This window comes from Pseudomonas aylmerensis, assembly GCF_001702265.1.
GTDB lineage: Bacteria > Pseudomonadota > Gammaproteobacteria > Pseudomonadales > Pseudomonadaceae > Aquipseudomonas > Aquipseudomonas aylmerensis.
In genome coordinates this window covers 181,005-206,686 of the sequence record NZ_MAUE01000032.1, presented here as the reverse complement: position 1 = coordinate 206,686, position 25,682 = coordinate 181,005, and the positions used below count along the sequence as shown (strand labels likewise).

The following is a 25,682-nucleotide window of genomic DNA, read 5'->3' as shown; positions in this document are numbered from 1 at the left end:
TGAACTGGCCTAATGATTTTGGACACCTCAATCGGGCGCTATGATGGCGTCCAAATCTGAGGTGTTTGGATATGCGTAAATCTTATTCATGTGAGTTCAAACTCAAGGCTGCCAGCATGGTGCTGGACGAGGGGCAGTCGGTTCCCGAGGTCTGTGCCAGCTTGGATATTGGCCCTACGGCCTTGCGCCGCTGGGTCGATCAAGTTCGCAAGGAACGCTTGGGCTCGACTCCGGTGGGAGCCAAGGCGATTACCGCGGATCAGCGAGAGATCCAGGAACTTAAAGCCTTGCTCAGGCAAAGAGACCGGGATATCGAAATCCTAAAAAAGGCCAGTGCTCTCCTGCTTTTGGACGCCAAAGATCACTCTCGTTGATCTGTGAGCTGGGCGAGCAGTACGGCGTTAACGATTGCTGTCGTGTGTTCGGAATAAACCGCAGTAGCTTTTACGCATGGCGTCAGCGCCAAGGCAAGGTGAGCCCTAAGCGAGAGAAACTCAAGGCTATGCTGGTCAAGCACCACAGGGCGTCGAGAGAGTCTGCGGGCGCTCGTACCTTGGCTAAACAGCTGCAAGCCGGCGGGCATGATGTCGGGCGGTTCATGGCTCGCAGCTTGATGCGAGAAGCAGGCATTGTCAGCCGTCAACGCCGGCGCCATAAGTACAAGTCACCTGGCGTGGAGGCTTTGGTGGCACCGCATGTGCTCAAACGCAAGTTTGATGTTGCGACGGTCAATCAGGTGTGGTGTGGGGACGTGACGTACATCAAAGTCGGCAAGCGTTGGCTGTATTTTGCGGCGGTTCTGGACTTGTTCGCTCGCCGGATTGTGGGCTGGTCGTTTTCGATGATCTCTGATGCCACGCTGACCTGCGAAGCCCTGCGCATGGCGATTGAACTGCGCGGTCGCCCAAAAGACGTACTGTTTCACTCCGACCAAGGTTGCCAGTACACCAGCCATAAATTCAGAAATGAACTGCTGGAACATGGACTCCGACAAAGCATGAGCCGTAAAGGCGAATGCTGGGATAACGCTCCGATGGAGCGTTTCTTTGGAAGTTTGAAATCAGAGTGGGTGCCAGAAGCAGGCTACGGGTCGGAACATGAGGCCCGAGCGGATGTGCAGCGCTATGTATCGCGCTACAACATCACCAGGCCGCATAGCTACAACGACTATCGGTCACCAGTCGCCAGGGAGAAGCTGGTGGCGTGAAACCTTAATCGGTGTCCAAGATTACTTGACCAGTTCAGCTTGCTCGCGAATACGGTGTGTCAGTCAACAAATATGCGGGCTGATCCACCGCCTTCGCGAGCAAGCCCGCTCCCACCTTTTTGATCGCGGTGAAACCTGGGGTTTGGCGGCATGACTGGAATAGTCAAGGCTTGCACCGCAGACATGGACAACGCCTCTCTCTCTGTGGGAGCGGGCTTGCTCGCGAAAGCGATGTGTCAGTCAACGAATATGCGGGCTGATCCACCGCCTTCGCGAGCAAGCCCGCTCCCACCTTTTTGATCGCGGTGAAGCCGGGGGTTTGGCGGCGTGGCTGGAATAGGCGGGCCTTGCGACGCAGGCGTGGACAACGTCTCTCTCCCTGTGGGAGCGGGCTTGCCCGCGAATACGGTGTGTCAGTCAATGAATATGCTGGCTGATCCACCGCCTTCGCGAGCAAGCCCGCTCCCACCTTTTTGATCGCGGTGAAGCCTGGGGTTTGGCGGCGTGGCTGGAATAGGCGGGCCTTGCACCGCAAGCATGGACAACGCCTCTCTCCCTGTGGGAGCGGGCTTGCCCGCGAATACGGTGTGTCAGTCAACAAATATGCGGGCTGATCCAGCGCCTTCGCGAGCAAGCCCGCTCCCACCTATCATGCGCTTGGGCCTGATATCGCAACGGCACACACTCACGCAGCACCGTCACCAGTCAGGCCGTTCGCTGTTTTTTGTAGGATCCGCCCGATCAGTTATTTCATTGCGCTAGCGCTACATAGGTTTCATGCAAATGGCGCCACAACAGCGCGCCACTCGCCTGTTTCTCGAACACCACGGTGGCACGGCGGTCGGTCTGCGTGCCGCTGGCGTCGATCTGATGCTCGCGATACGTCACGGTGGCGCCGCGTGCGTGGCGGTCGATGCCGGTCATTTCACTCAAGGTGATTTTCAACCCCGGGCGCATGCCGCCCAGGCGGGTGAACAGCGCGTTGACCCCGGCTGCATTGACCCGTGCGCCCGTGGCGGGAGCGATCATGCTGAACTCGGGGGAGAAGCGCGCGAGCAGACTCTGCAGGGTGCCTTCGGGTGCGACGCCGGCAAACCATTGCTCGATCTCGACGTGGGTCTGGATCACTTCCTCAAAAAAATCGCTGTAATTAATCATGACGGGGCTCGCTGGCAGGGTGAAGCAGTGTCCGTACTGTGGAGGCATCCAGGCGCAGCACTGCAAAGAGAGGCAACAGGGTTAATGCGGCTGCCATCGTGAAGGTTATGGCGAAGGAATCCAAGGCCGACAACAGTGCACTGAGGGCCGCCGCACCCAGGCAGAAGCTTATTTGCCGATTGATATTCCACAACGCGCTGGCATGGCCCATGCGCTCGGCGGGGATATCCAGGAATGCCAGGGTCTGTGCAGTGCTGCTGCACAGGCTGCCGCCCAGGCCCATCAAGGCGTAGGCGAGCACGATCAGGCCTGGCTCGTTGAGCAGCAGGATGCCGGCGCATTGCAGCAGCATGCCCACCAGCAGCAAGGGTTTGGGGCCGCAGCGATTGAACAGTTTTTTGCTCAGCCAAATGGCCAGCGCCGAGGCCAGTGCCCACGGCAACATCAGGGCGCCGGTGTGTGTGGCGTCGTAACCCAGGCCGCGCAGGTAAAGAATGGCGATCAGGCTGGTGCCGATAAAGACGCCGGGAATGCACAGGTAGACCAACATCGCGGTGCGCAGCATCGGGCTGGCGATCTGTTTGAAAATGCTGCCCACCTCCAAGGTAGGACGCACGCTGGCCGGCACGTCGGGTTTTATCCACAGCCTCGCCAGCAGCAGGGTGATCAACGCCAGCGGCAGGTTGGCGTAGAAGATCCAGCGCCAGGACACGTTGTCGACGATCAGCCCGCCCAACGCCGGGGACAGGGCGGGCACCAGCAGGGCCACCGACATCACGCGGGCGGTCAGTTGGCTGCGCTCTGCCGCGCGGTAGTGACGGTACGCCATGGCCTGGCCCACAGGGATCAGCAAGCCGCCGCCGAGCCCTTGCAGGGCACGCCAGCCAATCAGCGTTTCAATCGAGTCCGCCTGGCCCACCAGCACCGAGGCACCGGCAAATATCAGCAGGCTCACCACGATCAGGCCGCGCTCGCCCATGAGCGCCGCGAGCCACACACTCAAGGGAATGATCAGGGTCAGCCCGAGTAGGTAGGCGTTGCTGACCCAGGCCAGTTGCGTCACCGACGCCTGCAGCTCGTGGCCGATATCCGGGTAGGCGACGGTGGCGACAAACATGTTCACCAGGTCAAGGGCGAAACCCAGTAGAAAGATCCAGGCGATTTTCGAGCGGTAGGTCATTGAGCGCGATCCGGCGAGTGAAGCGCGCAGGGTAGGCCGCACGCAACGTTTGGGATACGCCGGTTTGGCTGCTAGTTTGTCAAAAATATTTTGACAAAAGAGGAGGCAATTGATGGTCAGCCTGGACCGATTCGACACGTTCAAGGCCGTGGTCGAGGCCGGGTCGCTCACCGCAGCGGCCGACCTGCTGGGCCAGACGCGCGCCGTAGTGAGCTTCAATCTCAAGCGCCTGGAAGCGGAACTGGGGGTCACCCTGCTGACGCGCAGCACCCGCCAACTGGCGCTGACCGATGCCGGCGAGCGTTTTTACCTGCGCTGCACACGCGTGCTCGAAGAGGCGCAGTTGGCCGTGGAAGAGGCGCGCTCCGAACAGGCCCAGCTCAAGGGCACCCTGCGCATCACCACCACCGTGGAATATGCGCTGGCCGTGGTCGCCCCTGCGGTGGCGCGTTTTCGCTGCCTGCACCCGGACCTCAACCTGCACTTATCCACATCCTCCACCCACGCGGATCTGATCTCCGAGCGCTTTGACGTGGCGATTCGGTTGGGACGTTTACTCGATTCCAACCATCGTGCGGTGCAGTTGTCCACGTTCGACGTGTTCGCGGTGGCGGCGCCCGAGTTTGCCGGCGTGCACACCCTGGATCAGTTGGCACTTGCGCCCAAACTGGGCCACGGCCGCTTGACGGAACTGAGCGTGACCGACCCCGCCGGCGGCGAGCATCCATACCGTGCCGGGCCCGCAGCCCTGGTGGCCGACAGCGCGGCCGTACTGCTGGCCTTTGCCGTGCGTGGCCTTGGCGTGGCAGTACTGCCGCAATGGCTGGTGCAGGATGACCTTGAGTCGGGACGCCTGGTGCGGCTATTGGCGGACCATCGCTTCGCCCCACAAGGCGTGTTTGCGCTGTACCCGGATACCCGTCACCTGCCGCTGAAAGTGCGGGCGTTTATTGATTTCATGAAGGGTTAAAGCGTCCCGCTCAAGCCAAAGCGCTTTTTCAAGACCTTCTCGAGCAGCCCCTTGGGCAACAACGCCGCCATCAACGGCAGCGCTCGACTGCCATTGCCCGCGCGCAGCAAGCGTGGCGGTGTTGCTTGTTGCACCGCGTTCAGCACCTGGCTGGCGAAGTGGCTGGCGGGTGTCGGCTTGTCCTGGGAGGCCTGGCTGCGAGCACGAATGCCCTCGCGCAACGGCCACCACGGTGACTGCTCATTGATCAACAGCTCGGCCTGGGCCCCGGCGTTCTTCGCAAAGCGGGTATCGATGGCGCCGGGCTGCACTTCCATCACGCGGATACCAAACGGCGCCAGCTCCATGCGCAGTGCATCGCTCAAGGCATGCACTGCCGCCTTGGAGGCGCAGTAGGCACCGGCAAACGGTGTGACCAGTACGCCGGAAACGCTGCCGATATTCACCACCAGGCCTTTGCGCTTGCGCAGGGCCGGGAACAGCGCCTGGGTCACGCCGACAATGGAAAATACATTGGTCTCGAACTGGCGCTGCATCGCTTCAGTGCCGCCATCGAGCAATGGCCCCATGGCGCCGTAGCCGGCGTTGTTGATCAGCACATCCAGTTCGCCCAGATGCGTGGCCAGCGTTTGCAGGGCACCCGCGTCGTTCACGTCCAGCAGCACGGCATGGAAGCCGGCGTCGTTGAGGGCGATCACGTCGTCTTCGCGGCGGGCGCTGGTCAATACGTCGAACCCCGCCGCCTTGAAGGCCTCGGCCAGGGCGCGGCCGATGCCGCTGGAGCAGCCGGTGATGAGTACGTTGGGCATGGATCAGTCCTTTGTCAGTCCGAGAAACTGCCTTGCAGGTGCTCGGCACGAAATTCCAGGGTTTGCGCGCGGTAGCCAGGGCGCAGCGGCGGGGTGGGCAGGCAGTCTTCCCAGGTGGCGCCCGCCTGTAATTCGCCGGGGCCGCGATAGCGAGGGGCAGCATAGACGTTGTCGGCCAGGTTGACCGAGTCGCCCGGCGCATAGGCCGCGACGCGCCAGCGCAGTTCGGTAAGAGGCACGTCGTTGCCGTTGTTCAGGGTCAGTTTCAATGGGCGGTCCGCCGGGCATTCCTGCGGGGCATAGCTGATGCGCAGTTCCAGGCGCGCCAGTTGCGAGGCTTCGCGGTTGTCCAGCCAGACCACCCAGACGGCCACGCAACCCAGGCCTGCCAAGGCAGCAAGGGAAACCGGAAGGGCCTTGGCCGGGTAGCGCAGCAGGAGGATCAGCCAGGTGATGATCAGGAGAACGCCGAAGAACATGGAGACCACCTCGAATAGGGAACGAGCATCCTAACTTAAGCGTAGGTGGGATTGGCTACCTTGAGTGCTGTGGTGGGCGTGCCGGCCTCATCGGGGGCAAGCTATTCGCAGATCAAAGGTGGGAGGGGGCTTGCCCCCGATGGGGCCCTAACAGCCAGTGCAGATCTCAAAAAAAAGCCCCCACCCAACCCACTGCGGATAGGGGACGCAATGGGCTGGGCGAGGGCTTCTTGTACGACTGTTTTACTGCGCGATAGTTTTCACCGATACGCCACGTTCAACCGGGGTCGAGCGACCGTAGATATCTTCGAACCGCTCGATATCGTCTTCGCCCAGGTAGCTGCCCGATTGCACTTCGATGATCTCCAACGGGATCTTGCCCGGGTTGCGCAGGCGGTGCACCGAGGCGATCGGGATGTAGGTGGACTGGTTTTCGCAGAGCAGGAACACGTTCTCGTCACAGGTGACTTCGGCGGTGCCGCTGACCACGATCCAGTGTTCGGCGCGGTGGTGGTGCATCTGCAGCGACAGGCACGCGCCCGGCTTGACCGAGATGTGCTTGACCTGGAAGCGCCCGCCCATGTCCACCGAATCGTAGGAGCCCCACGGGCGATAGACTTCGCAGTGGTTCTGGGTTTCGCTGCGGCCCTGGTCGTTGAGGGTCGAGACCATCTGCTTGACGCCCTGGACCTTGTCCTTGTGGGCAATCATCATCGCGTCCTTGGTTTCCACCACCACAATGTTGTCCAGGCCGATCACCGAAACCAGCTTGCCGTTGCCGTGGATCATGCAGTTGCGGCTGTCCTGGATCACCACGTCGCCCTTGCTGACGTTGCCGTTGACGTCTTTATCGTTGACCGCCCACAGCGACGCCCAGCAACCGACGTCGCTCCAACCGGCGCTCAGCGGCACCACGCAGGCGCGCTGGGTTTTTTCCATCACGGCGTAGTCGATGGAATTGTCCGGGCAGCAGGCGAAGGTGGCTTCGTCGAAGGTCACGGTGTCAGCGGTCTGCTCACTGCGTTCCAGGGTCAGCAGGCAGGTGTCGTAGATGTCCGGATCGTGCTTTTTCAGCTCTTCGAGGAAGCGGCTGGCGCGGAACAGGAACATGCCGCTGTTCCAGAAGTACCCGCCGCTCTTGACGAACTCGACGGCGCGTTTTTCATTGGGTTTTTCCACGAACTGCTCGACGCGGCTCACGCCTTCGGGCAGCAGCGAATCGTTGGTCGACTTGATGTAGCCGTAGCCGGTTTCCGGACGGGTTGCCGGCACGCCGAACAGCACCATCTCGCCACGCTCGGCCGCCACGGTGGCCAGGGCCAGGGCGCGTTGCAGGGCTTTCTGGTCGTCGATTACGTGGTCGGCCGGCAGCACCAGCATCAATTCGTCGCGACCTTCATTCACCAGCATCATCGCGGTGAGGGCCACGGCCGGCGCCGTGTTGCGACCGAACGGCTCCATCAGGATGCGCTGGCATTCGAGCTTGCGAGTGCTCAGTTGCTCGTTGACGATGAAACGGTGGTCCTTGTTGCAGACCACGATCGGGCTGTCCATGCCTTCGAACACCAGGCGTTCCAGGGTTTGCTGGAACAGCGTGTGCTCGCCGGTCAGGGCCAGGAATTGTTTCGGGAACTGTTTACGGGAAAGCGGCCAAAGACGTGAGCCGCTACCACCGGAAAGGATTACTGGGATCATGCTGTTTCTCCTTGAATCGATTTGGGTCAGAGCTACGAAGGTTTGTCGTTTCACTCTTGTTTTTGTCTCGGTCCGACTGGGCTCCTCGGCCCCTGTGGGAGCCGGGCTTGCCCGCGATGCAGACGACTCGGTGTGTCAGTGACACCGAGGTGATGCCATCGCAGGCAAGCCCGCTCCCACAGGGGAACGGGCCCGGTCGAAAATCTGATCAGCGGGTCGACACTGGGCGTTTCACCCAGACTGGCGACAGGCTCGAACCGGAACCGGTGACGTACAGCACCGCTGCCTCACCACGTTCCAGGGCCACTGGCTTCACGTCGCCGACTTTCTTGTCGCCGTCATACAGCGCCAGGCTCACCTTCACCGGGTTGATTTCGCGCTCGCCACGGCCTTTGGCGGCCACCGACTTGACCACGTCGGTCTTGCCGTCGGCGGTCTTCAGGGTCAGGGCCTTGTCGCTGAGGTTCTGCACGCGCACCAGGGATTTCTGCTTGTTCTTGAACGGCGGTTCCTCGATCAACTGCGGCTGGCCGCTGCTGTTGTTGACCAGGGTGTAGTAGTGGTCCGGGGCGAGCTTGACCGGCACGGTCTGGCTGCCGACCTTGGCGCTGTAGTCACCGCCGGGCATGAAGCTGAAGTCACTGCTGGCCAAGGGCGCAACGTCGCTCAGGTTGGTCGCGCCGACGGTGGCGCTGACTTCCTGGTTGCTGGCGTTGTAGACCCGCACGAAGCTCGAGCCTTTTGGCGCGGTTGGGCCGTACAGGGCGGCGTCGCCACCGGCGAAGGCAGACATCGATACAACGCTCATGCCGGCAACGAGGGCCAGGGTCTTGGCGAGACGACGCGGAGTAGTAGTGAAAGTCATGTGAGTTACCTCTCTTTCAGTTTTGCGCCCGGTCGGGCGTCTCGGATTTTGAGTGTTTAACTGGGGTGTTCAGTGCCATGTTCTGTTGGCGCGAACCGGCTTGTTTAAGCTGCGCAACCCACTGCGGGTCGGCATCACCGATTTCGTTGTTGACGGGCAGATATCGTTCAGGGAACTCCCAGATCAGCACCTGCGGCGGGCTGTTCTTGAAGTCGTCGCTCTTGAGGTAGCTGAGCATCGGCAGGATCGGGCCGTGACCGTCTTCGGAGTAGTTGATGACGTCGCTGCCCAGGGCTTGCTTGAGCGCGCCGACGAAGTTCCAGTTGGGGTTGGCGCTGTAGCTGGTGCCGACCAGTGCAACCGGGGTTTCGCTGTCGCTGAACAGCGCGTCGTCGCCTTTGGTTTCAGCCAGGTGCGTGACGCGTTTTTCCAGCGGCTCTTTAGGCGGCATCAGGTTTTCAAACAGCGGGTCCAGCGGCAGGAACAGACGCAGGTCGCCTTTGTGCGGCTCGGTCTTCTCGGCTTCGGTGACAAAACGCTGCGGCTCGCCGTTCAGTGGCGCCTTGTCGGCAATCACCTTGGCCAGTTGCTTGGCAGCGATTTCGGCACCGTCCGGGGTCCAGTGGGTGTCGGTGCGCAGGAACACCTGCTTGCCGCCCAGCTTGGCCTGTTGCAGCGGGCCGAGCAGGTCGGGGGCGATGATCTTGTCGGCGGCGACACGCGCGTGGAAGTCCTGGTACAGGTTGGCGTGGATGCTCGCAGGCTTCACCTCACCCAGGTGTTCCGGGTACAGGCGCACTTTGGCCGGCACGATTGCCATCACCAGTTGAATGCCTTGGGCCTTGAGTTTCTGGCGCACGCCTTCGACCAGCGCGTAATTGCCCTCAAGGTTCTGGTCTTCATTGACGGCCGGGTTGAACTCCTCGTCGCTGTACAACCAGTGATCGCGGCCCAGCACGACGCCAGGGCGGCCTTCATTGAACAGCTTGTAGTCCAGCGCGGCCCAGAGGTTGGTGCCCAGGCGCTTGATCGGGAACTGGTCGTCGTAATGGGTCTCGACGGCCTTGGTCCAGCGACCGTTGAGCACGGTCGCATCGGCATTGGTGCTGAAGCCGAAGAAGCTGCGCATCGACCAGGCGCCCAGGGCGAGCAACACCACCAGGAACAGGCCGATATAGAGGACGCGGAATGAACGGGTCATGGTCGGCTCCCTCAGAATTGGAAGTAAAGGAACGGCGAGAAACTCTGCGCCGACAGTTTGAGAATCGACGCCACGAACAGCAGCAGCACTGCCGCGCGCATTGCGTAGCGTGGCCAGTCAGCGGTCCAGTAGGCCGGTTGCACGGCGGCGTCCTGGCCGACGGTGAAGCCTGGCTCGTGGATGCTGCCCGGGTTATCGCCCGGCACGGCCTTGATCAGGCTCGGGTCGGCCGGCTTGGTTTTTTCGGCGGGGCGGTTGGTGTAGAAATCGCGCAGGCCGAAGAACGCCAGGGTCACGTACGCCACCACCAGGGTTGCCACTTGCAGGCCGGTGAGGTTGGCGCGGTTGAGTTCCGACAGCGACCATTCGCCAAAGCTGAACATCGCGCCGTACATACGGCCGGCGACGTGCAGGTTTTCGGCGCGGAAAATCACCCAGCCCATCACCACCAGCAGGAAGGTGAAGGCCCAGCGCACCGGGTTGAAGCTGCGCGGCGAGGTGTTGAGGCCGATGGCTTTTTCGATCGCCAGCCACATGCCGTGCCAGGCACCCCAGACGATGTAGGTGATGTTCGCGCCGTGCCACAGGCCACCGAGCAGCATGGTCAGGAACAGGTTGCGGTAGGTGGTCAGCGTACCTTTGCGGTTGCCGCCCAGGGTGATGTACAGGTAGTCACGCAGCCAGGTGGAGAGGCTGATGTGCCAGCGGCGCCAGAACTCGGTGATCGACTGGCTGATGTACGGCTGCTTGAAGTTTTCCATGAAGCGGAAACCCATCATCAAGCCCAGGCCGATAGCCATGTCGCTGTAGCCGGAGAAGTCGAAGTACAGCTGCGCGGTATAGGCCAGCGCGCCGAGCCACGCGTCGCCGGTGGTGGGGTTTTGCAGGGCGAAGCAATGGTCGGCGACCACCGCCAGGGTGTCGGCGATGAAGACCTTCTTGATGAAACCCTGCATGAACCGCGTGCAGCCCTCGGAGAACTTGTCGAGGGTGTGGGTGCGGTTGTTGAACTGGTCGGCCAGGTCGCGAAAACGCAACACGGGGCCGGCAATCAAGTGCGGGAAGATCGCCACGAACGCCGCAAAGTCGATGAGGTTGCGGGTCGCCGGGGTATCACCGCGGTACACGTCGATGATGTAGCTGATGGACTCGAAGATGTAGAACGAGATACCGATCGGCAGCAGCACATGGGTGAGGATGAAGGGCTCAAGGCCTGCAGACTTCATCATCAGGTTGATGCTGTCGACGCCGAAGTTGGCGTACTTGAAGTAGCCGAGGATGCACAGGTCGACCGCCACGCCCAGCAGCAGCCAGCGTTGGGCCGGCTTGGTGCGCACGCCGGCGGCACCGACCTTGAGGCCGATCCAGTAATTCCACAGCGTGACGGCGGCGAACAGCGCCAGGAAGTCCACTCGCCACCAGGCGTAGAACACGTAGCTGGCAATCAGCAGCAGCAGGTTGCGATAGCGTTGCCCGCTCAAGTAGTACAAGCCGAGAAAGATCGGCAAGAACAGAAACAGGAACACATTGGACGAGAAAACCATCCCGATCTCTCCATGTTTAACCAACAGTCAAGGGCCAGAGCCCCCCCAAACCCCCCGCGATTTCGCGGGAGGCTGTGATCGTTCCCACGCTCTGCGTGGGAATGCCTCACTGGACGCTCAGCGTCCGCTTTTGGGACGCTGAGCGTCCCTGGCTGCATTCCCACGCGGAGCGTGGGAACGATCATCAGCCGCTAGCTGCCTTTGTTGCCTTTTTCATGCGTCGGGTCGTAGACCTTGGTCAGGTCGCCGCCGAGGCGGAAGGTCTTGAACGGCTGCATGCCATGCTTGCGTTCGAGCACATCCGGGGCGCAGGTGTAGAGGGTGCAGAAGGGCTCAAGCCAGGCAAATTTCATGTCCTCCTTGAGGTCCTTCATGTCCTGTTCCTTGCCGTTCTTCTGTTCGAAGATTTCCGGGTCTTTCACGCCGGCCAGCACCTTGTCGCCCAGGCGTTTCAACGCGCCGTTGTTTTCCTGGCGCAGATCGACACCGTTGACCAGGGCAAAACTGGCGATCATCGACAGCGGCGGCAGTGCGTAGTTGTGGTACGACAGGGCACGTTGCTGACGTTTCAACTCGTTGGGCAGGAAGCCCTGGTCGTCGACCTGGTTGGCGCCGACCTTGTATTCCTTCACCGCCCAATCAAACAGGTCGCGACGGTTCACGGCGACGGAAGTCGCCATCACCGACCAGGCGGCCCAGTAGGAGTGGTTGTTGGTTTTTTCCAGCGGCAGGTTGTCCCAGTCGCTCACCACCTGGTCGGCCAGTTTGTTGAACCAGGCTTCGATCAGTTGCGATTCCTGCTGGTGGTTGGCCAGTGGGTGCGAGTCGGAGAACTTCAGGCGCACATAGGCCGAAGCCATGCTGCCCAGCGCCCATTTGCGCATGGACTTGCCGGTGTGGTTGAAATCCTTGGACATCAACGCGTCGGCCTTGGCCCAGCTGGTCAGCCAGTTGAGTGTGCATTCCAGCTGCTCCGGACGCCCGTCGCGCATGAATTGCATCACGCGCTTGCTGGTGTCTTTTTCCAGCTTGGTGATGTCGGCCGTGCTGTCGCGAAAGGCTTTTTCGGATTGCACATTCAGTGTGGAACGGGCCTTGTCCGAACCTTCGTACTTGCTGCGAAATTGCAGCGAGCCGGTGTACGGCGCCGGCATGGCGTCGCAGTCATTCTTGAAATCGCCGGTCTTGAACGCTTCCACCGGAGCGAAATAGCCCTGGGGCGGACGCAGTGGCGCGGCGGCGTTGACTGAGCCGGCGAACATTGCCAGGCCCAGCAGCGTTGGAATCAATAACTTCTGCATAAGTAACCTCATTGCCCAGTTGAGGCGGTCTGCTGACCACCGGCTGGGAATACGTTGCGTGTGCAAATTTTCGCTTCGACTTTCTGCGCGGCAGCGCCCGCTTCGGGGCCCTGCACTTCCACGGCCAGCAAGTTCTGCGAGGCCCAGTCTTCATCGGTGCGCAGTTCAAAGGCGAAACGCCCGTCTGTATCGGATGTTTCGGGTTTCTCGATCTTGATGTCCTCGTGGCGCCCGTTCATGTACCAGAGGGTGGCTTGCAGGGTTTTCACCGACGGGTCGGCGAAGCGGATATCAACCTGATGGTTGGCGTTGCGCAGGTCTTTGTTCGAACTGTTAACCAGCAATTCGTTCTTGCCGGGCTTCAGGGTAGTGCTCGCGGTCATCTGTGCGGTCTTGCCTTCGCAACCGTTGTCGAGCAGCGACATCATCTGGCGGTAGATGGTCTCCTGGTCGAGGCGGTACAGCGGCGAGAATTCCCAGATGAGGATTTTCGGCGGCGTCTTCTGGAATTCATCGCTGCCCAGGTACTGGATCATCGAGCCTTCCAGGCCACCGCCGGGGAAGGCAACGTTGAGGATGTCAGCGCCGATTTCCTGTTCGAGGAAGCCGGCGAAGTTGTAGTTCTTGCCGCTGTGGCTGGTGCCCACCAGGGTGATCTGCGGGTTGCCGGAGTCGCTGAACAGGTCGCCGTCACCGGCCTCGCCCTTGGGTTCGGTGGTGAACTGGTCCATGTACTGGATCGCGTAGCTGGTGCCACACAGTTGCCCGGCCATGTTGTGCAGGGTGCCGGTCTTGCCCATGCGCCCGGAGCGCTTGGTCTCGAACTCACGCTTAGGAATATCCGCGAATTCAGGCATCGCACGGACTTTGGCACCGACGATTTTCGCCGTGCGCTGCGCGCCGTAAGGGGTCCAGTGCTGGTCGCCGCGGAAGTAGAAATCGTGCGCCGGCAATTCATCCGGCAGTTGCTCGTTGGTCAACGGCGACAGGTCCGGCACCACATAGCCCATCTTGGCGAAGCGGCCGAGCATGGTCTTGTAGTTGCTCAGGGCCTTGTCGAAATCGAACTTGGCTTTCTCTTCGGGGTTGAGCTTGTTGCGGTTCACCAGGCCACGGGTCGGCTGGTAGACAACCACCAGTTCCACGCCCTTGGCCTTGAACGCATCGTGCAGTTGCTGCATGCGCTTGTAGCCGGCGGGGCTGGTGTCGAATTCGGTGCGCAGGTCTTCCTGGGTGCGGAACAGCCAGTCGCCCTGGGCCTGTACCAGGGTGGTGAAGTTCTGCTGGTAGCGCGTGGTGTAGTTCTTCGCGTCGTGGGCGGCCGGGCACAGGCTGCAGCACGGCTCGGCGGTGAAGGTCGGCGCCTTGATTTCGTCGGCGCGTACGCCCTGGCTGGCCGCGAGCAGGCCGAGGGTCAGACCCGAGAGGCTCAGCAGTTTGATCATGTGTGGGTGCATAAGGGTCATCCTCAGTCCTGCAATTCGGTCTGGCGTTCGACAGGGTCGATCAGCACGGCTTTCTGCTGGCGCACCAGCAGGTCGAGAATCTCTTCCTGGCGATCGCCCAGCACGCCGGAGAAGCTGATGCCGCTGGATTTGGTCGGCGCCAGCATCGACACGCGGTACAACTCGACACTCAGCGGCGAGTCGATCGACAGCGGTCCGCTGCCGTTACCTGCCAGCTCACCGCCGACCACGATCAGCGAGACTTTGGCGTCGAACGGGTCGAGAGCGATGTCGCGGTCGGTGTCGGTCAAGTCCTTGATGTGGCCGTAGAGGCCGGTCAGGCCGTTGGCCATCGAGGTGTTTTCGTACAGCCGGATGTTCACGCTGTTACGCACGCGGATGCCGTGGCGACGGTTGCTGATCACCTTGTTGCCCCACAACAGGTTGTCGCCGCTCTCATAGAGGGTGATGCCGTCGGTGTGGTTGCGGTAGATCTCGTTGTCGGCGATCAGGTTGTTGACGCTGTTACGGTCGATCACCAGGCCCGAGAGCTTGTTGTCGTAGCTGCGGTTGTTGAAGATGAAGCTGTCGTTCACTTCACGGGAAATGATGATGCCGTGCTTCTTCTTGGTTCCGTACACGGTGTTGTCCGCGATGATCAGGCCGTGGGAACGGTCGTGCGGGTCAATGCCGTAGACGATGTTGTCTTTGTAGGTGTTGCCCTTGATCACGAAGCCCGTGGTCTCGTAGCAGTAGAAGCCGTACCACATGTCCGAGAACTCGGAATCGATGATCCAGCCGGTCGGCTCGGGACGCTTGAGCACCTTGGCCATGTTCGGCGTGTACTGGGAAATACTCACCCCGTACGACTTACTGTTGGCGTAGCCGAAACTGGCCATCTTGGTGTTGGCGACGTAGGTCTCGGTGCCGCCCCAGGCCAGCAGGAACGGGCGGAATTCCTTGGGCGACTGGAACAGCGCCGGGCCGTTGGCCTTTTCTTTCCAGCCGGTGATCCTGGTGTCGCGCACGAACAGCTGGCCGTCGTTGATCAGGAACGAACCGGCTTCCTGGGACAGGCGCAGCTCTTTGGTCTGCTTGTCGATTTCGAGGATGCCCTTGCGCCCGACCACGATCGGCAGCTTGGCCAGGAACACACCCGGCGAGGTTTCGCTGAGGTACTGCTTGGGCACTTTGCCGAGCAGGTCCCTGAGGTTCATGTAGCCGTCGTCGACAAAGATCGCCTGGGGAATACCGTGCTGGCGCACCACCCATTCGGCCATCTTGTTGTCGCCGCCGATAAAGTCCTTGAGGGCGTCTTCCTGCATCATCCGGCGGATGCTGATCTTGCCCGGCTTGGTCCTGACGATTTTCTTTTCCATCGCTGCGGCGGTGTAGCCCGACAGGTCCGGCAGGGCAGGCTTGGCCAGTTCCAGCGGCGCGGTCGGCGGGCTGGAAATGGTGTAGGTCTTGGCCTGTTGCAGTTCTTTGGCGATGGTCGGCGCCTTGACCTGCTGCGCGGTATCGGCGAAGGCTGTGGCACTGGCCATCAGCATCGCGGCAACCAGCAAGCGTTGAGGTTTCATTGCGCAGGCTCCCATCAGAACTTCCAGATCACGTCGACAAAGGCGCGATGCATGTACGAGTCAACCTGGCTGCCGTAGGCGTCGCCCGGCTTGAACACGCCCGCACGAAAGCGCACCAGGGCCGACGGTTCGTCGATCGACTGGCTGAGCGCGGCCGGCAGCAGGCCTTTCTTGAAGTACTTGGTGACGACCAGGTCCATCTCCTGGCCCAGGTCCTTCTTGCCGTCTTCAAGCGGCAGGGACGTGCTGGACAGGATCGCGCCGGTGACGTCATCGGTGTTGTTCTGCACGGCATCGATGCCGTTGCTGCCGACCGGCTTGTTGCCGTCGACGCGCCAGAACTTGTGGTACACCAGGCTGGCGTCGTAGTCCTCACGCAGCTGCCAGGAACCGAACAGGCTCATGGACTGCATGTTGTTCATCTCGCCGCGAAACGCTTCGCCGAAGCGGTGCACGCGGGACTGGGTGCCGGTCCAGTTCGAACGGTTGCTCTGCAGGCCGTTCTGCTCGTATTCGGCGCTGGCGCGGGAGTAGGCCGCACCCACTTGCCACTGCGGGTCCAGACGCAGGCGGATACCCAGGTCGGTGGCCCAGCCATTCACGTCGTCGCTGCGCTTGGCGTTGGTGGGGCGGGTGCCGTCGGCGTTCAAGGCGTTGACCGTGTCGCGGTCGCCCTGCATGCCGGTGATGCTCGCCCAGTAGTTGACGGTGTTGGTGTTGCGCCAGTTGTAGGCGTCGCTGTTGGCCTCGATGCCGAGCCAGGTCAGGTCGCCGTTCTCGCGCTTGTCCAGCGAGTCGGTGGCCACGCCCGGTTCCGGGTAGTCGAGCTTGCCGTCGTCATGGGTGTGGTGGGCGCGCAGGCCGATCCACTGGCCGGGCGTCCACTGGTAGGCGGCGTCGGCGTAGAGGTGCTGGCGATCCTTGTCCTTGGGCGACAGCTCCTTGAGGTCGGTGCGGTATTCGCTGAAACGTTCAGCGACGCCGACGTTGGCCTTGAGCAGGGTAGTGTCGAAGGTCCAGTTCAGCGCTTCGATGTTGGTGTCGCGCCATTGGCCGTCGTCATTGCGCAGGCGTTGGCGACCGAACTTGAGGATCTCGCCAGGGTAGGGCGTGAAGCCGCTGTAGCCGACCCAGAACTCGCGCATGGCCAGGTAGTTTTTCTTGGCCTTGCGGTCGTTGTTGGTGGTTTGCTGGTTTTCGTCATCCGCCGACTGTTGCAGGGTGTCGGTCTCGATAATGTCGCTGGACACCACGGCCTGGCCCATCGCGTAGGCGCTCCACGCGCCGCTTTCACCGTAGATCCACGGGCGCAGGTCGAGACCGATGCCGTTGACGTCGCCGCCTTTCTGGGTGCCGAGGTCGCGGTCATCTTCGGACTGGGCGGTGGCTTTGACTTCCAGGCCGAAGTTCTTGGCTTCGGTCAGCGCGGCCAGGGTCGGGCACGACCACAGCAGGGCGAAGGTCAGGCCGATGCCGGCCTTGACGAATGGGTTGAGCTTCATAGGGATTCCTCGCCGTCTTCTTCTTGCAGGGCGTGCAGTTGCAGCGTGCTCTGGGCCAGGGTGCCGCGCGCGGCCAGCTCCTGTTGCACCAGGCGTTGGCCTTCGGCGCGTTGCTCAGGCGTGAGCGGGGCTTCGAGCTGCGTGGCCAGGTCAGTGGCCTCTGGCGTGTCCTGGGCTTTAGCCAACTGGCTGAAGACATAGGCGTTCAACGGGTCGGGCTTGGTGCCCTTGCCTTGGGAAAACAATTGGGCGATGGCGAAGTCGGCGCTGTTCTGGCCGTTGCGCGCAGCGGTCAGCAAGTGGTCGAGGGCTTTTTGCGGGTAGACCTTGCCCAGGTAGCCACGGCGATAGATCTGGCCGAGGTAGTAATCGGCGGCCACTTCCTTGCCCACGGCTTTTTCGAAGTGGGCTTCAGCGGCCTTGGCGTCGGCCGGCACCCATTTGCCTTCGTAGTAGAGCTTGCCCAGCAACAGCTCGGCGCGCGGCTGGTCGGCGGCGCGGCCGTTGTCCAGGTACTTCATCATCTGGTCGACGTCGCCCAGTTCAGGGAAGTCGTAGAGCAACTGCGCCAGGCTGACCCAGGAAGCCGGGTAGCCAGGGGCGATTTTTTCCAGCAGGGCCTGGGCGGTCTTTTCGTCGGTCTTGCCCAGCGAGGCATCGCCCAATACGCGGGCCACGCTGTCGACGCGTTGTGCGGTGACGGTGCCACGGCTGTAGCCGGCTTCCATCTGCTTGAGCAATTGGGCCTGCTTTTCCGGCTCGGCTTTCTTCTGGTAGACCGTGGCCAGTTCGACGTAGCAGATGTCGGTGGTGTTCAGCGCGGCCTTGCAGATGCGCTCGACGTCATCCAGGTGCTGGTCGTAGGTGTCCTGGGTGCGATACAGCAGCACTTGGGCCAGGCCGGCTTCCGGGTAACCGGCGGCCTGCCACTTGCTGATCTGCTGCTGCGCATTCACGTTGGGGAAGCTGTGCGGGTATTGCAGGTACAGCATCGCCAGTGGGATCAGGGTGTTGCCTTCGCCATTGGCAAAGGCTTTTTTCAGCAGGCCTTCGGCTTCGTGCTGCTCGGCCTCGGTGACACCTGGCTTGGCAACCAGCAGGCGACCCAGGCGCGCCTGGGCACGTGGCGACGTATCGGCAGCCGCGCGATAAGTGGCTTCGGCCTGACGGATCTGCTCGGGGTCACGGGTGGTCACCTGGATATCGGCCAGGCCCACCTGGGCCTCGCTGTAGCCCAGGTCCGCGAGCTGCTGGTAGTTCTGCTGGGCAGTGACGGTGTCGCCACGTTTGAGTGCTTCGTTGGCCAGGCGCTGGTCGGGCAGGCCGGCGCAACCGGCGAGGCTGACCGCAACAGCCAGCAACGCCGCAGTTCCCATGTGGGAGCGGGCTTGCTCGCGAAGGGGCCCTGTCAGTTGATGCATGTGTTGGCTGACACACTGCTTTCGCGAGCAAGCCCGCTCCCACAGGGACTGCGGTGTTTTTGAGAGAGTCATCACAGGCATGTCCTCTGCTTACAGACCGTTGGCCATGGCTTTGTCGATCAGCCAGTTCAGCGATGGGCCACGGTCGCTGGTCACTTCCACCGGGCGGCCGGCGTAGGTGCTGTCCAGCGGCGCATCAGGCTTGATCTGCACGCGGATGTCGGAAGACAGGTCGGCGCTGTTCAGGCTGGTGCTGCTGACGATGGTGCCGGTGCGGACCTGTTCTTCGTCGGCGACCTGGAAGCTCACTGGAGTGCCGGGGCGCACGTCGGCGAACTGGCGATAGGTGAAGCGCGCTTCGACATTGGCCAGGCTGCCGCGTGGCACCAGTTGGAAGATCACGTCGCCTTTGCTGGCGTACTGACCGTCGGCGACCAGTTGCTGGGCCACTACGCAATCGCATGGGGAGGTCAGGGTGCCGGTCATTTGCTTGCCGAACAGCTCTTCGACTTTGGCCGGTTGCAGCTGGTCTTCGTCCAGGTGGCCCTTGAGCACGTCGAGCATGCTGGTGCTGAAGGTCGCCAGTGGCGCGCCTTTGGCAGCGACCGCATCACCCTTGAGCAGGCTTTGCACGGTGCCGTCGCGCGGCATGGTCACGTTCATGCCCGGTACGCTGACGATGCCAGCCTGGGCGTGGCTGACGAAGTACATGCCGTACACCGATTTGAAGACAAAACCGAACGCGGCGAGGCCGACCAGGAAGATCGCCAGGCTGAAGGTCACGGCACGCAGGCGGCCGAAGGCGCTCATGTTGCTGCCGCCGTCCTTGACCTTGCGCGCCTTGGTGAAGTTGTCGCGCTGCAGGGTTGCCAGCACGTCGCCCATGGTCACGATGTCACCGGACAGGTGCGAGGTGATCAAGTGGCGCAGGGTCGAGATGTCCTGGGCGTCGAGGTTCTGGAACTGGCAACCGGTGCGACCTGTCTGTCGGTCGTAGGAGCGAATTTGCAGCTCTACATCCATGGCCAGGCCAAGGTTGTCGATGACGAACTGCAGGCGGCCCTTGTGCACTTCACCCACGGTCAACGGCTGGGTGGCGGTGAACGCCAGGCCGCCGGCGGAGAGGTCGATCACCCGTGCTTCGGTCTGGGTGCGGTCGGTGTTGAAAAAGCGCAGCTTGGCCGGGATTTTGACCCGGGCATGTTGGCGCTGGGCTTCGGACTCGTGGACAACGTTGGCGTTTACTTGGCTGTTCATGACGGTGTAATTCCTTGGTTAATTCAGGCTTGGCAGGGTCAGACCATCATCAGCAACACGGCGACGAAAATGCTGCCGGCGGAGAAGGTCATGGTCCGAGACGACCAGGTGTTGAACCAACGTTGAAAGCTGGCCAAATCGCGGGTCAGTTTGGTGTCCTGGCGGGTCCAGGACTGTTGATCAAGGCGGAAGAACACGTAGATCTTCACCAGCGCGCCCATGATCTGGTTGTAATAGAGAATCACGGGGTAGGCCGGGCCGATCTTGTGGCCGGAGCACGACAGCAGCAGGGTCAGAATCAGGCGGGTGATGCCGATCCACAGCAGGTAGGCGAGGATGAACGCGCCGCCGTACTTGAAGGTGGCGATGATTGCCACGGTCAGGCCGAGCAGGGAGGTCCACATCGACACGCGCTGGTCGAACAACACGATGCTGGTGAACAGGCCCAACCGGCGTACACCCAGGCCCAGGGCACGGGAGTTCTGGCGCAGGTTGTTGCCGTACCAGCGGAACATCAGCTTGCGGCTGGCCTTGATAAAACTCTTTTCCGGCGGGTGTTCCACGGTGTTGATCGCGGCGTCCGGCACGTAGAAGGTGTCGTAGCCCAGGCGCATCAGGCTGAACCAGCTGGACTTGTCATCGCCGGTCAGGAACTTGAAGCGGCCCAGGCGCCAGTGTTGCAGCGAGTCGCTTTCCACGTCGGCGATAAAGCCCGGGTCGGTGACCACGCTGGCACGGAACACCGACATGCGCCCGGTCATGGTCAGCACGCGCTTGGACAGGGCCATCGAGCACATGTTGATGTGGCGCTGGGCGAAGCGCAGCTTGTGCCACTCGCTCATGATGTAGCCGCCGCGTACTTCGCAGAACTCGTTGGTGGTCAGCCCGCCGACATTGCCGAACAGCTGGAACCACGGGACGGTCTTGCGGACCACGCCTTCGGCGAGCACGGTGTCGCCATCGATCACGGCGACCACGGCGCGGTCATCCGGCAGGTGGCGGGAGATGGCGCGAAAACCGAAGGCCAGGCCGTCACGCTTGCCGGTACCGGCGATGCGCACGAAGTCGAGCTTCACGTGGTCTGGCGGGTTCATGCGTTCCCACAGGCTCTTGACCAGCAGCTCATCGGACATTTCCACCAGCGAGCAGACCACGGTGGTCGGAAAGCCACATTCGATGGCCTCGCGAATCACCGAGCTGTAGACCTGCGCGGTGGTCAGCGCATCGATCCGGAAGCTGGTGACCATCAGGAACACATGGGACGGGTCGGCGGCCTTGCCCAACTTGCGCACTTTGCGGCGCAGGTGCGGGTAGACCACGTACAAAAACAGCATGCCGCGAAAGAAATGCGTAGCACCCATCGAGTAGCGCCAGATACCGACGGCGCCAATCAGGAAAATAAAATTCTTCGACTCGGAGTCGAACGTACTCGCCGGCAAAAGCAGGGCGAGTCCCATCAGCAGGCTCAGAAAGAACAGCCAGCCGGCGGATTGGAGCAGTACGTGTTTTAACTTGGACATAAGCGTCATCCGAAGGTGGTGAAAGCGGCTGGTTACAAGCCGCAAGCTGCAAGGGCGGTGCTTTTACTTGCAGCTTGCGGCTCGCAACTAGCCGCTGCTCTTCCGTTACCAGCAAATGCCTTCGGTGCGGCCGCTGACGCTGGTGGCTGCGGACATGAAGCCCACCAGGTCGACCACTTGCTTGCCGTGCGGGGCGTTATGCGCCAGGGCACGGAACTTCTCATCGCGGTTGCCCAGGATGATCACGTCGGAGTTGTTGATCACGTCGTCGAAGTCCGAGTTGAGCAGGGACGACACGTGCGGGATCTTGCCTTCGATGTAGTCTTTGTTCGCGCCGTGGACACGGGCGTACTCGACGTTGCTGTCGTAGATGCTCAGGTCGAAACCTTTGCCGATCAGCATCTCGGCCAGCTCGACCAGCGGGCTTTCGCGCAGGTCATCGGTGCCAGCCTTGAAGCTCAGGCCCAGCAGCGCGACTTTGCGTTTGTCGTGGCCGGCGACGATGTCGAAGGCGTTCTGCACCTGGGACTCGTTGCTGCGCATCAGCGAGTTGAGCAGCGGTGCTTCCACGTCCAGGGAACCTGCGCGGTAGGTCAGGGCACGCACGTCCTTGGGCAGGCACGAGCCGCCGAACGCGAAGCCTGGGCGCATGTAGTACTGGGACAGGTTGAGGGTCTTGTCCTGGCAGACCACTTCCATCACTTCGCGACCGTCGACGCCGACCGCCTTGGCGATGTTGCCGATCTCGTTGGCGAAGGTGACCTTGGTCGCGTGCCAGACGTTGCAGGTGTACTTGATCATCTCGGCAACGGCGATGTCCTTGCGGATGATCGGGGCGTCGAGTTCTTCGTACAGCGACTGCAGGACATCGCCGGAGGCTTTGTCGAACTCACCGATAACGGTCATCGGCGGCAGGTCGTAGTCGGCGATGGCGGTGGATTCACGCAGGAATTCCGGGTTGACCGCGACGCCGAAGTCGACGCCGGCTTTCTTGCCGGAGCAGTCTTCGAGGATCGGGATCACCACATTGGCGACAGTGCCCGGCAACACGGTGCTGCGCACTACGATAGTGTGGCGGGTGGTCTTGTCACGCAGGACAAAACCGATCTCGCGGCATACCGATTCGATGTAGTTGAGTTCCAGGTCGCCGTTCTTCTTGCTCGGCGTGCCGACACAAATCATCGACAGGTCGGTATCGCGGATGGCTTCGGCGAAGTTGGTCGTGCCACGCAGTCGACCGTTTGCGATGCCTTGGCTCAACAGTTCGCCCAGACCCGGCTCAACGATGGGCGATTTGCCTGCGTTGATCAGGTCGATCTTTTCCTTGGAGATGTCTACGCCGACCACTTCGTGGCCACGTGCAGACAGGCAACCGGCACAGACTGCGCCAACGTAACCTAGACCAAATATGCTGATGCGCATCGCATTTACCTCTTTGTCATTGAAGACGGTGTTAATCATGCCAATAGATGGCCGGAGTTCATGTTTGCAAACGTCACTGTTCACACGGAAGTTGGGCGAATAGACGCCGACTTACCGCGTACAGGCAGGTTAAATAGTGAGTGACTAACTATTGCACTCAAGGTGTGCGCAACTTGGCCTTGTTATTGGGGCTTGCCCTAAAATGCAGCCAGGCTTCCGGGTGGAAGGGCCTGACGCCGGCGCCGTAGAGCCTTGATAGAGGCAGTTAGCCCTTTAATATCAATGGCTTGAGCGTTGGCACCGACACATTTGGGTAAGCGCTGCCTTGGCCTATAGGGGTTAGCAATTCATCCTTATCGCCGCCCTCAACTCATATCAGTTGATGATGTGACCCGTGAGTCAAAGTTGATGGGGCAACTTTGCTACTTCCGTGGATCGTTATGTAAGTCATCTCTTACAGAAACAGAGAATTTCGTTACCGGTGGTATGAGCGGCGCTTTAAGGTGAAGTTCCGGGCCGCTCATCCTGTTTCCCGAAATTTCTTGAAATATTAGAAAAGATGGCACTGGTAGTACAGTGATAGCACTTGCTATTTGGGCCAGTAGTTGTAGGGAGTTGGCGCGCAGAGATAGTTTTGTGCCACCACGGTTTGAAAAAAGTGGTGCCACTACGAAAAAAAATTGGAAATGTCGAGTGAAAGAATTGTTAGAGATGCGTCAAGATATTTTTTGACGCCAAAATAATGACTATTTACGCGCTGAAATGCGCACAAAAAATGTGGGAGCGGGCTTGCCTGCGATAGCGTCGGGTCAGTTGGCAAATCTGCAACTGATACATCGCTATCGCAGGCAAGCCAGCTCCCACATTCAAACAAGAGTGCTTGCCAGGGCCTTATTCCGGTGCGTGATCGCGCAAAAACACCAGGTTATCCGGCTTGGACTGCTCTGGATTGAAGCGATAACCCTGCACGTCGAATTGCTTGAGCTTGGCCGGGTCGTTGATGCGCTCCTCGATGACGAAGCGGCTCATCATGCCCCGGGCCTTCTTGGCGTAGAAGCTGATGATCTTGTACTGGCCGTTCTTCAGGTCCTTGAACTCGGTATTGATGATGCGCGCGTTCAGGGCCGTGCGCTTGACCGCCGAGAAGTACTCGTTGGAGGCCAGGTTGAGCAGCACGTCGTCACCTTGTTCGGCCAGGGCTTCGTTGAGCCATTCGCTGATGCGGGTGCCCCAGAAGGCGTACAGGTCCTTGCCACGGGCGTTGGCCAGTTTGGTGCCCATCTCCAGGCGGTACGGCATCATCAGGTCCAGCGGGCGCAGCAGGCCGTAGAGGCCCGAGAGCATGCGCAGGTGGTCCTGGGCGTAGGAGAAATCGGCATCGCTGAAGGTCTCGGCGTTCAGGCCGGTGTAGACATCGCCCTTGAACGCCAGCAGCGCCTGCTTGGCATTGTCCGGCGTGAAAGCGGGAGTCCAACTGCCAAAACGCGCGGCGTTGAGGCCGCCGATCTTGTCGGATACGTGCATCAACTCGCTGATTTGCGCCGGGCTCAGGTCGCGCAATTGCTCGATCAACTCTTGGGAGTGGTCAAGGTATTGCGGCTGGGTGAAGCGCGGGGTTACCGGCTTTGACTCGAAATCGAGGGTTTTGGCGGGGGAAATCACCATCAGCATGAAGTTGGCTCCTGTAATCGTGGAGGGGATTCTAGGGGCTGGGGCGTTTTGACTCCACCTATCAAGGCAATAGACACCAAAACTGCGGGAGCCAGCGTGGGATGGGGTGTATCGGCTATAGTGGCCGACGACTCTGGAGAGGGAGACCCTAGGTGCGAATTGCGCTTTTATTATCAGCTTGCCTGCTCTGCCTGACCGCCCAGGCGGCGCCGGTGGATGTCGCCAGCCTGGACCGTGGCACCTGGCCCGAAAAGCTCGGCAGCCCGGCGCTGTTCGACGTGGCCTCGCGCGCGGAAATCCTGATGTTCGCCCACAGCCTGCTCGCCAGCGAGAATCAGGATGAAGCCGCGCTCAAGCAACGGCTGGGCCTGAAGATCATCAACATGGCATCCATCGACGACCTGCGCCGCCAGCTCTGGCAGCGTCTGCTGGAGAACTACACGTTCGCCCAGCAAAGCTGCGAGGAAGATGCCTCGTTCTGCTACCTGGTGGAAAACATGGACGACCTGCGCGAGCAGGCCGGCAAGTTCGAGGTCAGCGAAAACTCCTTCTATATAGGCTGGGCCGGCCCCAGCCACGCGTTCCACGAACGTTACCTGGACGAGCTGCTGCGCAAAGCCGCGCTGTTTCCGCAGATCAGCAGCGAAATCGCGCGCTTTGGCGATCACGAGCGCAATGGCGACGAGTTCAACGACCGGCTGTTCCTGCTGACCTTCGATGGCGGCCCGGCACCGGTCAGCGGCAACACCGACTGGCTCACCGATTACCTGCGCAAGCAGAAGATGAACGCGACCTTCTTCGTCCTCGGCAGCAGCCTGCAGACGCGCGTCGAGCGCAGCTCGGTGGCCGATGTGCAGGCGCTGTACCAGGGCCAGTGCGTCGGCACCCAAGGCTGGCAGTATCGCTCCCATAGCCATTGGGTCGACTGGCAGGGCTCCATTACCCGCAGTGCCTCGCTCGCGCAGAACCTGATGCCGGAAAACTACCTGCCGCTGTTTCGGCCGCCCTACGGTCAGCGTCGCGCGGACAGCCAGGGGTTCTTCCAGGCCCAGGGCCTGCAAGTGGCGTTGTGGGATATCGATTCCCAGGACGAACCGGGCAAGCTCAAGGCCGATGAGTCGGCGCAACGGGTGCTGACGTTGATGTTGCTGTGGCGCAAAGGGGTGATTGTGTTTCACGACACCCAGGACAAGGCGCGGGTGGCGTTGCCGATATTATTGCAGGCGACGGGGCAAAGCGGATTGGGTTGGCAGGACTGCCGGGAGGCGTTTCGCTGAAAAGACCGAAGTGCCCGGCCCTGTTGGGGATGCGGCATTTTCGGGGTGATTTCGTGCGACATTTCGATGCAGGCGGACTTCCGACTTTAACGGGGTCCATGGCACTCGGCTAGTGCTATTCGTCATCCTGAAAAATAAACTTCAAAAATGCGTCAAAGTGCTTTTTCCTGTCATG

The 25,682-nt window shown here is 61.1% G+C and carries 21 protein-coding genes; 4 read left to right on the top strand and 17 right to left on the bottom strand.

Annotated elements, in window-relative coordinates:
- The first annotated feature begins 71 nt into the window (after window positions 1-71).
- Together BBG20_RS33240 and BBG20_RS22030 are read left to right on the top strand one after the other, a co-directional pair.
- Complete coding sequence (locus BBG20_RS33240; RefSeq protein WP_065899480.1) at window positions 72-374, top strand: IS3 family transposase; 303 nt, start codon at window positions 72-74, stop codon at window positions 372-374.
- Entirely contained in the window at window positions 371-1,207 is an 837-nt protein-coding gene (locus BBG20_RS22030; protein ID WP_065899479.1) for an IS3 family transposase, read from the top strand. The genes BBG20_RS33240 and BBG20_RS22030 overlap by 4 nt, the downstream gene beginning before the upstream one ends.
- 750 nt (window positions 1,208-1,957) lie before the next feature.
- Here BBG20_RS22030 and BBG20_RS22025 read toward each other — a convergent pair.
- The gene (locus BBG20_RS22025; protein WP_065907089.1) at window positions 1,958-2,365 is read right to left on the bottom strand and encodes a DUF4440 domain-containing protein; all 408 of its coding nucleotides are present in this window, start codon (window positions 2,363-2,365) and stop codon (window positions 1,958-1,960) included.
- Window positions 2,358-3,545 (bottom strand): MFS transporter, encoded by a 1,188-nt coding sequence (locus BBG20_RS22020; RefSeq protein WP_065907087.1) that lies wholly within the window; start codon window positions 3,543-3,545, stop codon window positions 2,358-2,360. Before BBG20_RS22020 ends, BBG20_RS22025 begins: the two co-directional genes overlap by 8 nt.
- 112 nt (window positions 3,546-3,657) lie before the next feature.
- Here BBG20_RS22020 and BBG20_RS22015 point away from each other — a divergent pair, with 112 nt between their 5' ends.
- Window positions 3,658-4,515: a LysR family transcriptional regulator gene (locus tag BBG20_RS22015; RefSeq protein ID WP_065907085.1), complete on the top strand. Its 858-nt coding sequence runs from the start codon at window positions 3,658-3,660 to the stop codon at window positions 4,513-4,515.
- Here BBG20_RS22015 and BBG20_RS22010 read toward each other — a convergent pair.
- The 15 genes from BBG20_RS22010 to yaaA all read right to left on the bottom strand — a co-directional run bounded on the left by BBG20_RS22010 (window position 4,512) and on the right by yaaA (window position 24,230).
- Entirely contained in the window at window positions 4,512-5,324 is an 813-nt protein-coding gene (locus tag BBG20_RS22010) for an SDR family oxidoreductase (RefSeq protein ID WP_065907083.1), read from the bottom strand. The two genes, BBG20_RS22015 and BBG20_RS22010, sit on opposite strands and share 4 nt — an antisense overlap.
- 14 nt (window positions 5,325-5,338) lie before the next feature.
- Window positions 5,339-5,803, bottom strand: a complete 465-nt coding sequence (locus tag BBG20_RS22005) for a multidrug transporter (protein WP_065907081.1) — start codon at window positions 5,801-5,803, stop codon at window positions 5,339-5,341.
- A 243-nt stretch (window positions 5,804-6,046) separates the two neighbouring features.
- The gene (locus BBG20_RS22000) at window positions 6,047-7,498 is read right to left on the bottom strand and encodes a mannose-1-phosphate guanylyltransferase/mannose-6-phosphate isomerase (RefSeq protein WP_065907077.1); all 1,452 of its coding nucleotides are present in this window, start codon (window positions 7,496-7,498) and stop codon (window positions 6,047-6,049) included.
- 208 nt (window positions 7,499-7,706) lie between these two features.
- On the bottom strand, window positions 7,707-8,363 hold the full coding sequence (locus tag BBG20_RS21995; protein ID WP_065907075.1) for an alginate O-acetyltransferase AlgF: 657 nt from the start codon (window positions 8,361-8,363) through the stop codon (window positions 7,707-7,709).
- A gap of 16 nt (window positions 8,364-8,379) precedes the next feature.
- Complete coding sequence (locus tag BBG20_RS21990) at window positions 8,380-9,564, bottom strand: alginate O-acetyltransferase (protein ID WP_065907073.1); 1,185 nt, start codon at window positions 9,562-9,564, stop codon at window positions 8,380-8,382.
- Between the two features lie 11 nt (window positions 9,565-9,575).
- Window positions 9,576-11,108, bottom strand: coding sequence for an MBOAT family O-acyltransferase (locus tag BBG20_RS21985; RefSeq protein WP_065907070.1), 1,533 nt, complete (start codon window positions 11,106-11,108; stop codon window positions 9,576-9,578).
- Window positions 11,109-11,299: 191 nt separating this feature from the next.
- Entirely contained in the window at window positions 11,300-12,409 is a 1,110-nt protein-coding gene (locus tag BBG20_RS21980; RefSeq protein ID WP_083221459.1) for a mannuronate-specific alginate lyase, read from the bottom strand.
- A gap of 8 nt (window positions 12,410-12,417) precedes the next feature.
- A complete protein-coding gene (locus tag BBG20_RS21975; RefSeq protein ID WP_065907096.1) occupies window positions 12,418-13,866 on the bottom strand; it encodes an alginate O-acetyltransferase in 1,449 nt (482 codons plus the stop codon).
- 11 nt (window positions 13,867-13,877) lie between these two features.
- Window positions 13,878-15,452, bottom strand: coding sequence for a mannuronan 5-epimerase AlgG (gene algG, locus BBG20_RS21970; protein ID WP_065907053.1), 1,575 nt, complete (start codon window positions 15,450-15,452; stop codon window positions 13,878-13,880).
- Entirely contained in the window at window positions 15,452-16,939 is a 1,488-nt protein-coding gene (locus tag BBG20_RS21965; protein WP_065907050.1) for an alginate export family protein, read from the bottom strand. The genes algG and BBG20_RS21965 overlap by 1 nt, the downstream gene beginning before the upstream one ends.
- The gene (gene algK, locus BBG20_RS21960; RefSeq protein ID WP_371920687.1) at window positions 16,936-18,360 is read right to left on the bottom strand and encodes an alginate biosynthesis TPR repeat lipoprotein AlgK; all 1,425 of its coding nucleotides are present in this window, start codon (window positions 18,358-18,360) and stop codon (window positions 16,936-16,938) included. Before algK ends, BBG20_RS21965 begins: the two co-directional genes overlap by 4 nt.
- Before the next feature lie 90 nt (window positions 18,361-18,450).
- Complete coding sequence (locus BBG20_RS21955) at window positions 18,451-19,617, bottom strand: alginate biosynthesis protein Alg44 (RefSeq protein ID WP_065907047.1); 1,167 nt, start codon at window positions 19,615-19,617, stop codon at window positions 18,451-18,453.
- Window positions 19,618-19,655: 38 nt separating this feature from the next.
- The gene (alg8, locus tag BBG20_RS21950; RefSeq protein ID WP_162946061.1) at window positions 19,656-21,137 is read right to left on the bottom strand and encodes a mannuronan synthase; all 1,482 of its coding nucleotides are present in this window, start codon (window positions 21,135-21,137) and stop codon (window positions 19,656-19,658) included.
- Window positions 21,138-21,242: 105 nt separating this feature from the next.
- A complete protein-coding gene (locus BBG20_RS21945; RefSeq protein ID WP_065907093.1) occupies window positions 21,243-22,559 on the bottom strand; it encodes a nucleotide sugar dehydrogenase in 1,317 nt (438 codons plus the stop codon).
- Between the two features lie 891 nt (window positions 22,560-23,450).
- Window positions 23,451-24,230, bottom strand: coding sequence for a peroxide stress protein YaaA (gene yaaA / locus BBG20_RS21940; RefSeq protein ID WP_065907041.1), 780 nt, complete (start codon window positions 24,228-24,230; stop codon window positions 23,451-23,453).
- A gap of 152 nt (window positions 24,231-24,382) precedes the next feature.
- Here yaaA and BBG20_RS21935 point away from each other — a divergent pair, with 152 nt between their 5' ends.
- A complete protein-coding gene (locus tag BBG20_RS21935; RefSeq protein WP_065907040.1) occupies window positions 24,383-25,507 on the top strand; it encodes a polysaccharide deacetylase family protein in 1,125 nt (374 codons plus the stop codon).
- Window positions 25,508-25,682: the final 175 nt, after the last annotated feature.

Bases quoted from the DNA above. Each gene is read 5' to 3' on its own strand.
- BBG20_RS33240 (WP_065899480.1), top strand. From the start codon at position 72: ATGCGTAAATCTTATTCATGTGAGTTCAAACTCAAGGCTGCCAGCATG.
- BBG20_RS22025 (WP_065907089.1), bottom strand. From the start codon at position 2,365: ATGATTAATTACAGCGATTTTTTTGAGGAAGTGATCCAGACCCACGTC.
- BBG20_RS22020 (WP_065907087.1), bottom strand. From the start codon at position 3,545: ATGACCTACCGCTCGAAAATCGCCTGGATCTTTCTACTGGGTTTCGCC.
- BBG20_RS22015 (WP_065907085.1), top strand. From the start codon at position 3,658: ATGGTCAGCCTGGACCGATTCGACACGTTCAAGGCCGTGGTCGAGGCC.
- BBG20_RS22010 (WP_065907083.1), bottom strand. From the start codon at position 5,324: ATGCCCAACGTACTCATCACCGGCTGCTCCAGCGGCATCGGCCGCGCC.
- BBG20_RS22005 (WP_065907081.1), bottom strand. From the start codon at position 5,803: ATGTTCTTCGGCGTTCTCCTGATCATCACCTGGCTGATCCTCCTGCTG.
- BBG20_RS22000 (WP_065907077.1), bottom strand. From the start codon at position 7,498: ATGATCCCAGTAATCCTTTCCGGTGGTAGCGGCTCACGTCTTTGGCCG.
- BBG20_RS21995 (WP_065907075.1), bottom strand. From the start codon at position 8,363: ATGACTTTCACTACTACTCCGCGTCGTCTCGCCAAGACCCTGGCCCTC.
- BBG20_RS21990 (WP_065907073.1), bottom strand. From the start codon at position 9,564: ATGACCCGTTCATTCCGCGTCCTCTATATCGGCCTGTTCCTGGTGGTG.
- BBG20_RS21985 (WP_065907070.1), bottom strand. From the start codon at position 11,108: ATGGTTTTCTCGTCCAATGTGTTCCTGTTTCTGTTCTTGCCGATCTTT.
- BBG20_RS21980 (WP_083221459.1), bottom strand. From the start codon at position 12,409: ATGCAGAAGTTATTGATTCCAACGCTGCTGGGCCTGGCAATGTTCGCC.
- BBG20_RS21975 (WP_065907096.1), bottom strand. From the start codon at position 13,866: ATGCACCCACACATGATCAAACTGCTGAGCCTCTCGGGTCTGACCCTC.
- algG (WP_065907053.1), bottom strand. From the start codon at position 15,452: ATGGGAGCCTGCGCAATGAAACCTCAACGCTTGCTGGTTGCCGCGATG.
- BBG20_RS21965 (WP_065907050.1), bottom strand. From the start codon at position 16,939: ATGAAGCTCAACCCATTCGTCAAGGCCGGCATCGGCCTGACCTTCGCC.
- algK (WP_371920687.1), bottom strand. From the start codon at position 18,360: ATGCATCAACTGACAGGGCCCCTTCGCGAGCAAGCCCGCTCCCACATG.
- BBG20_RS21955 (WP_065907047.1), bottom strand. From the start codon at position 19,617: ATGAACAGCCAAGTAAACGCCAACGTTGTCCACGAGTCCGAAGCCCAG.
- alg8 (WP_162946061.1), bottom strand. From the start codon at position 21,137: ATGTCCAAGTTAAAACACGTACTGCTCCAATCCGCCGGCTGGCTGTTC.
- BBG20_RS21945 (WP_065907093.1), bottom strand. From the start codon at position 22,559: ATGCGCATCAGCATATTTGGTCTAGGTTACGTTGGCGCAGTCTGTGCC.
- yaaA (WP_065907041.1), bottom strand. From the start codon at position 24,230: ATGCTGATGGTGATTTCCCCCGCCAAAACCCTCGATTTCGAGTCAAAG.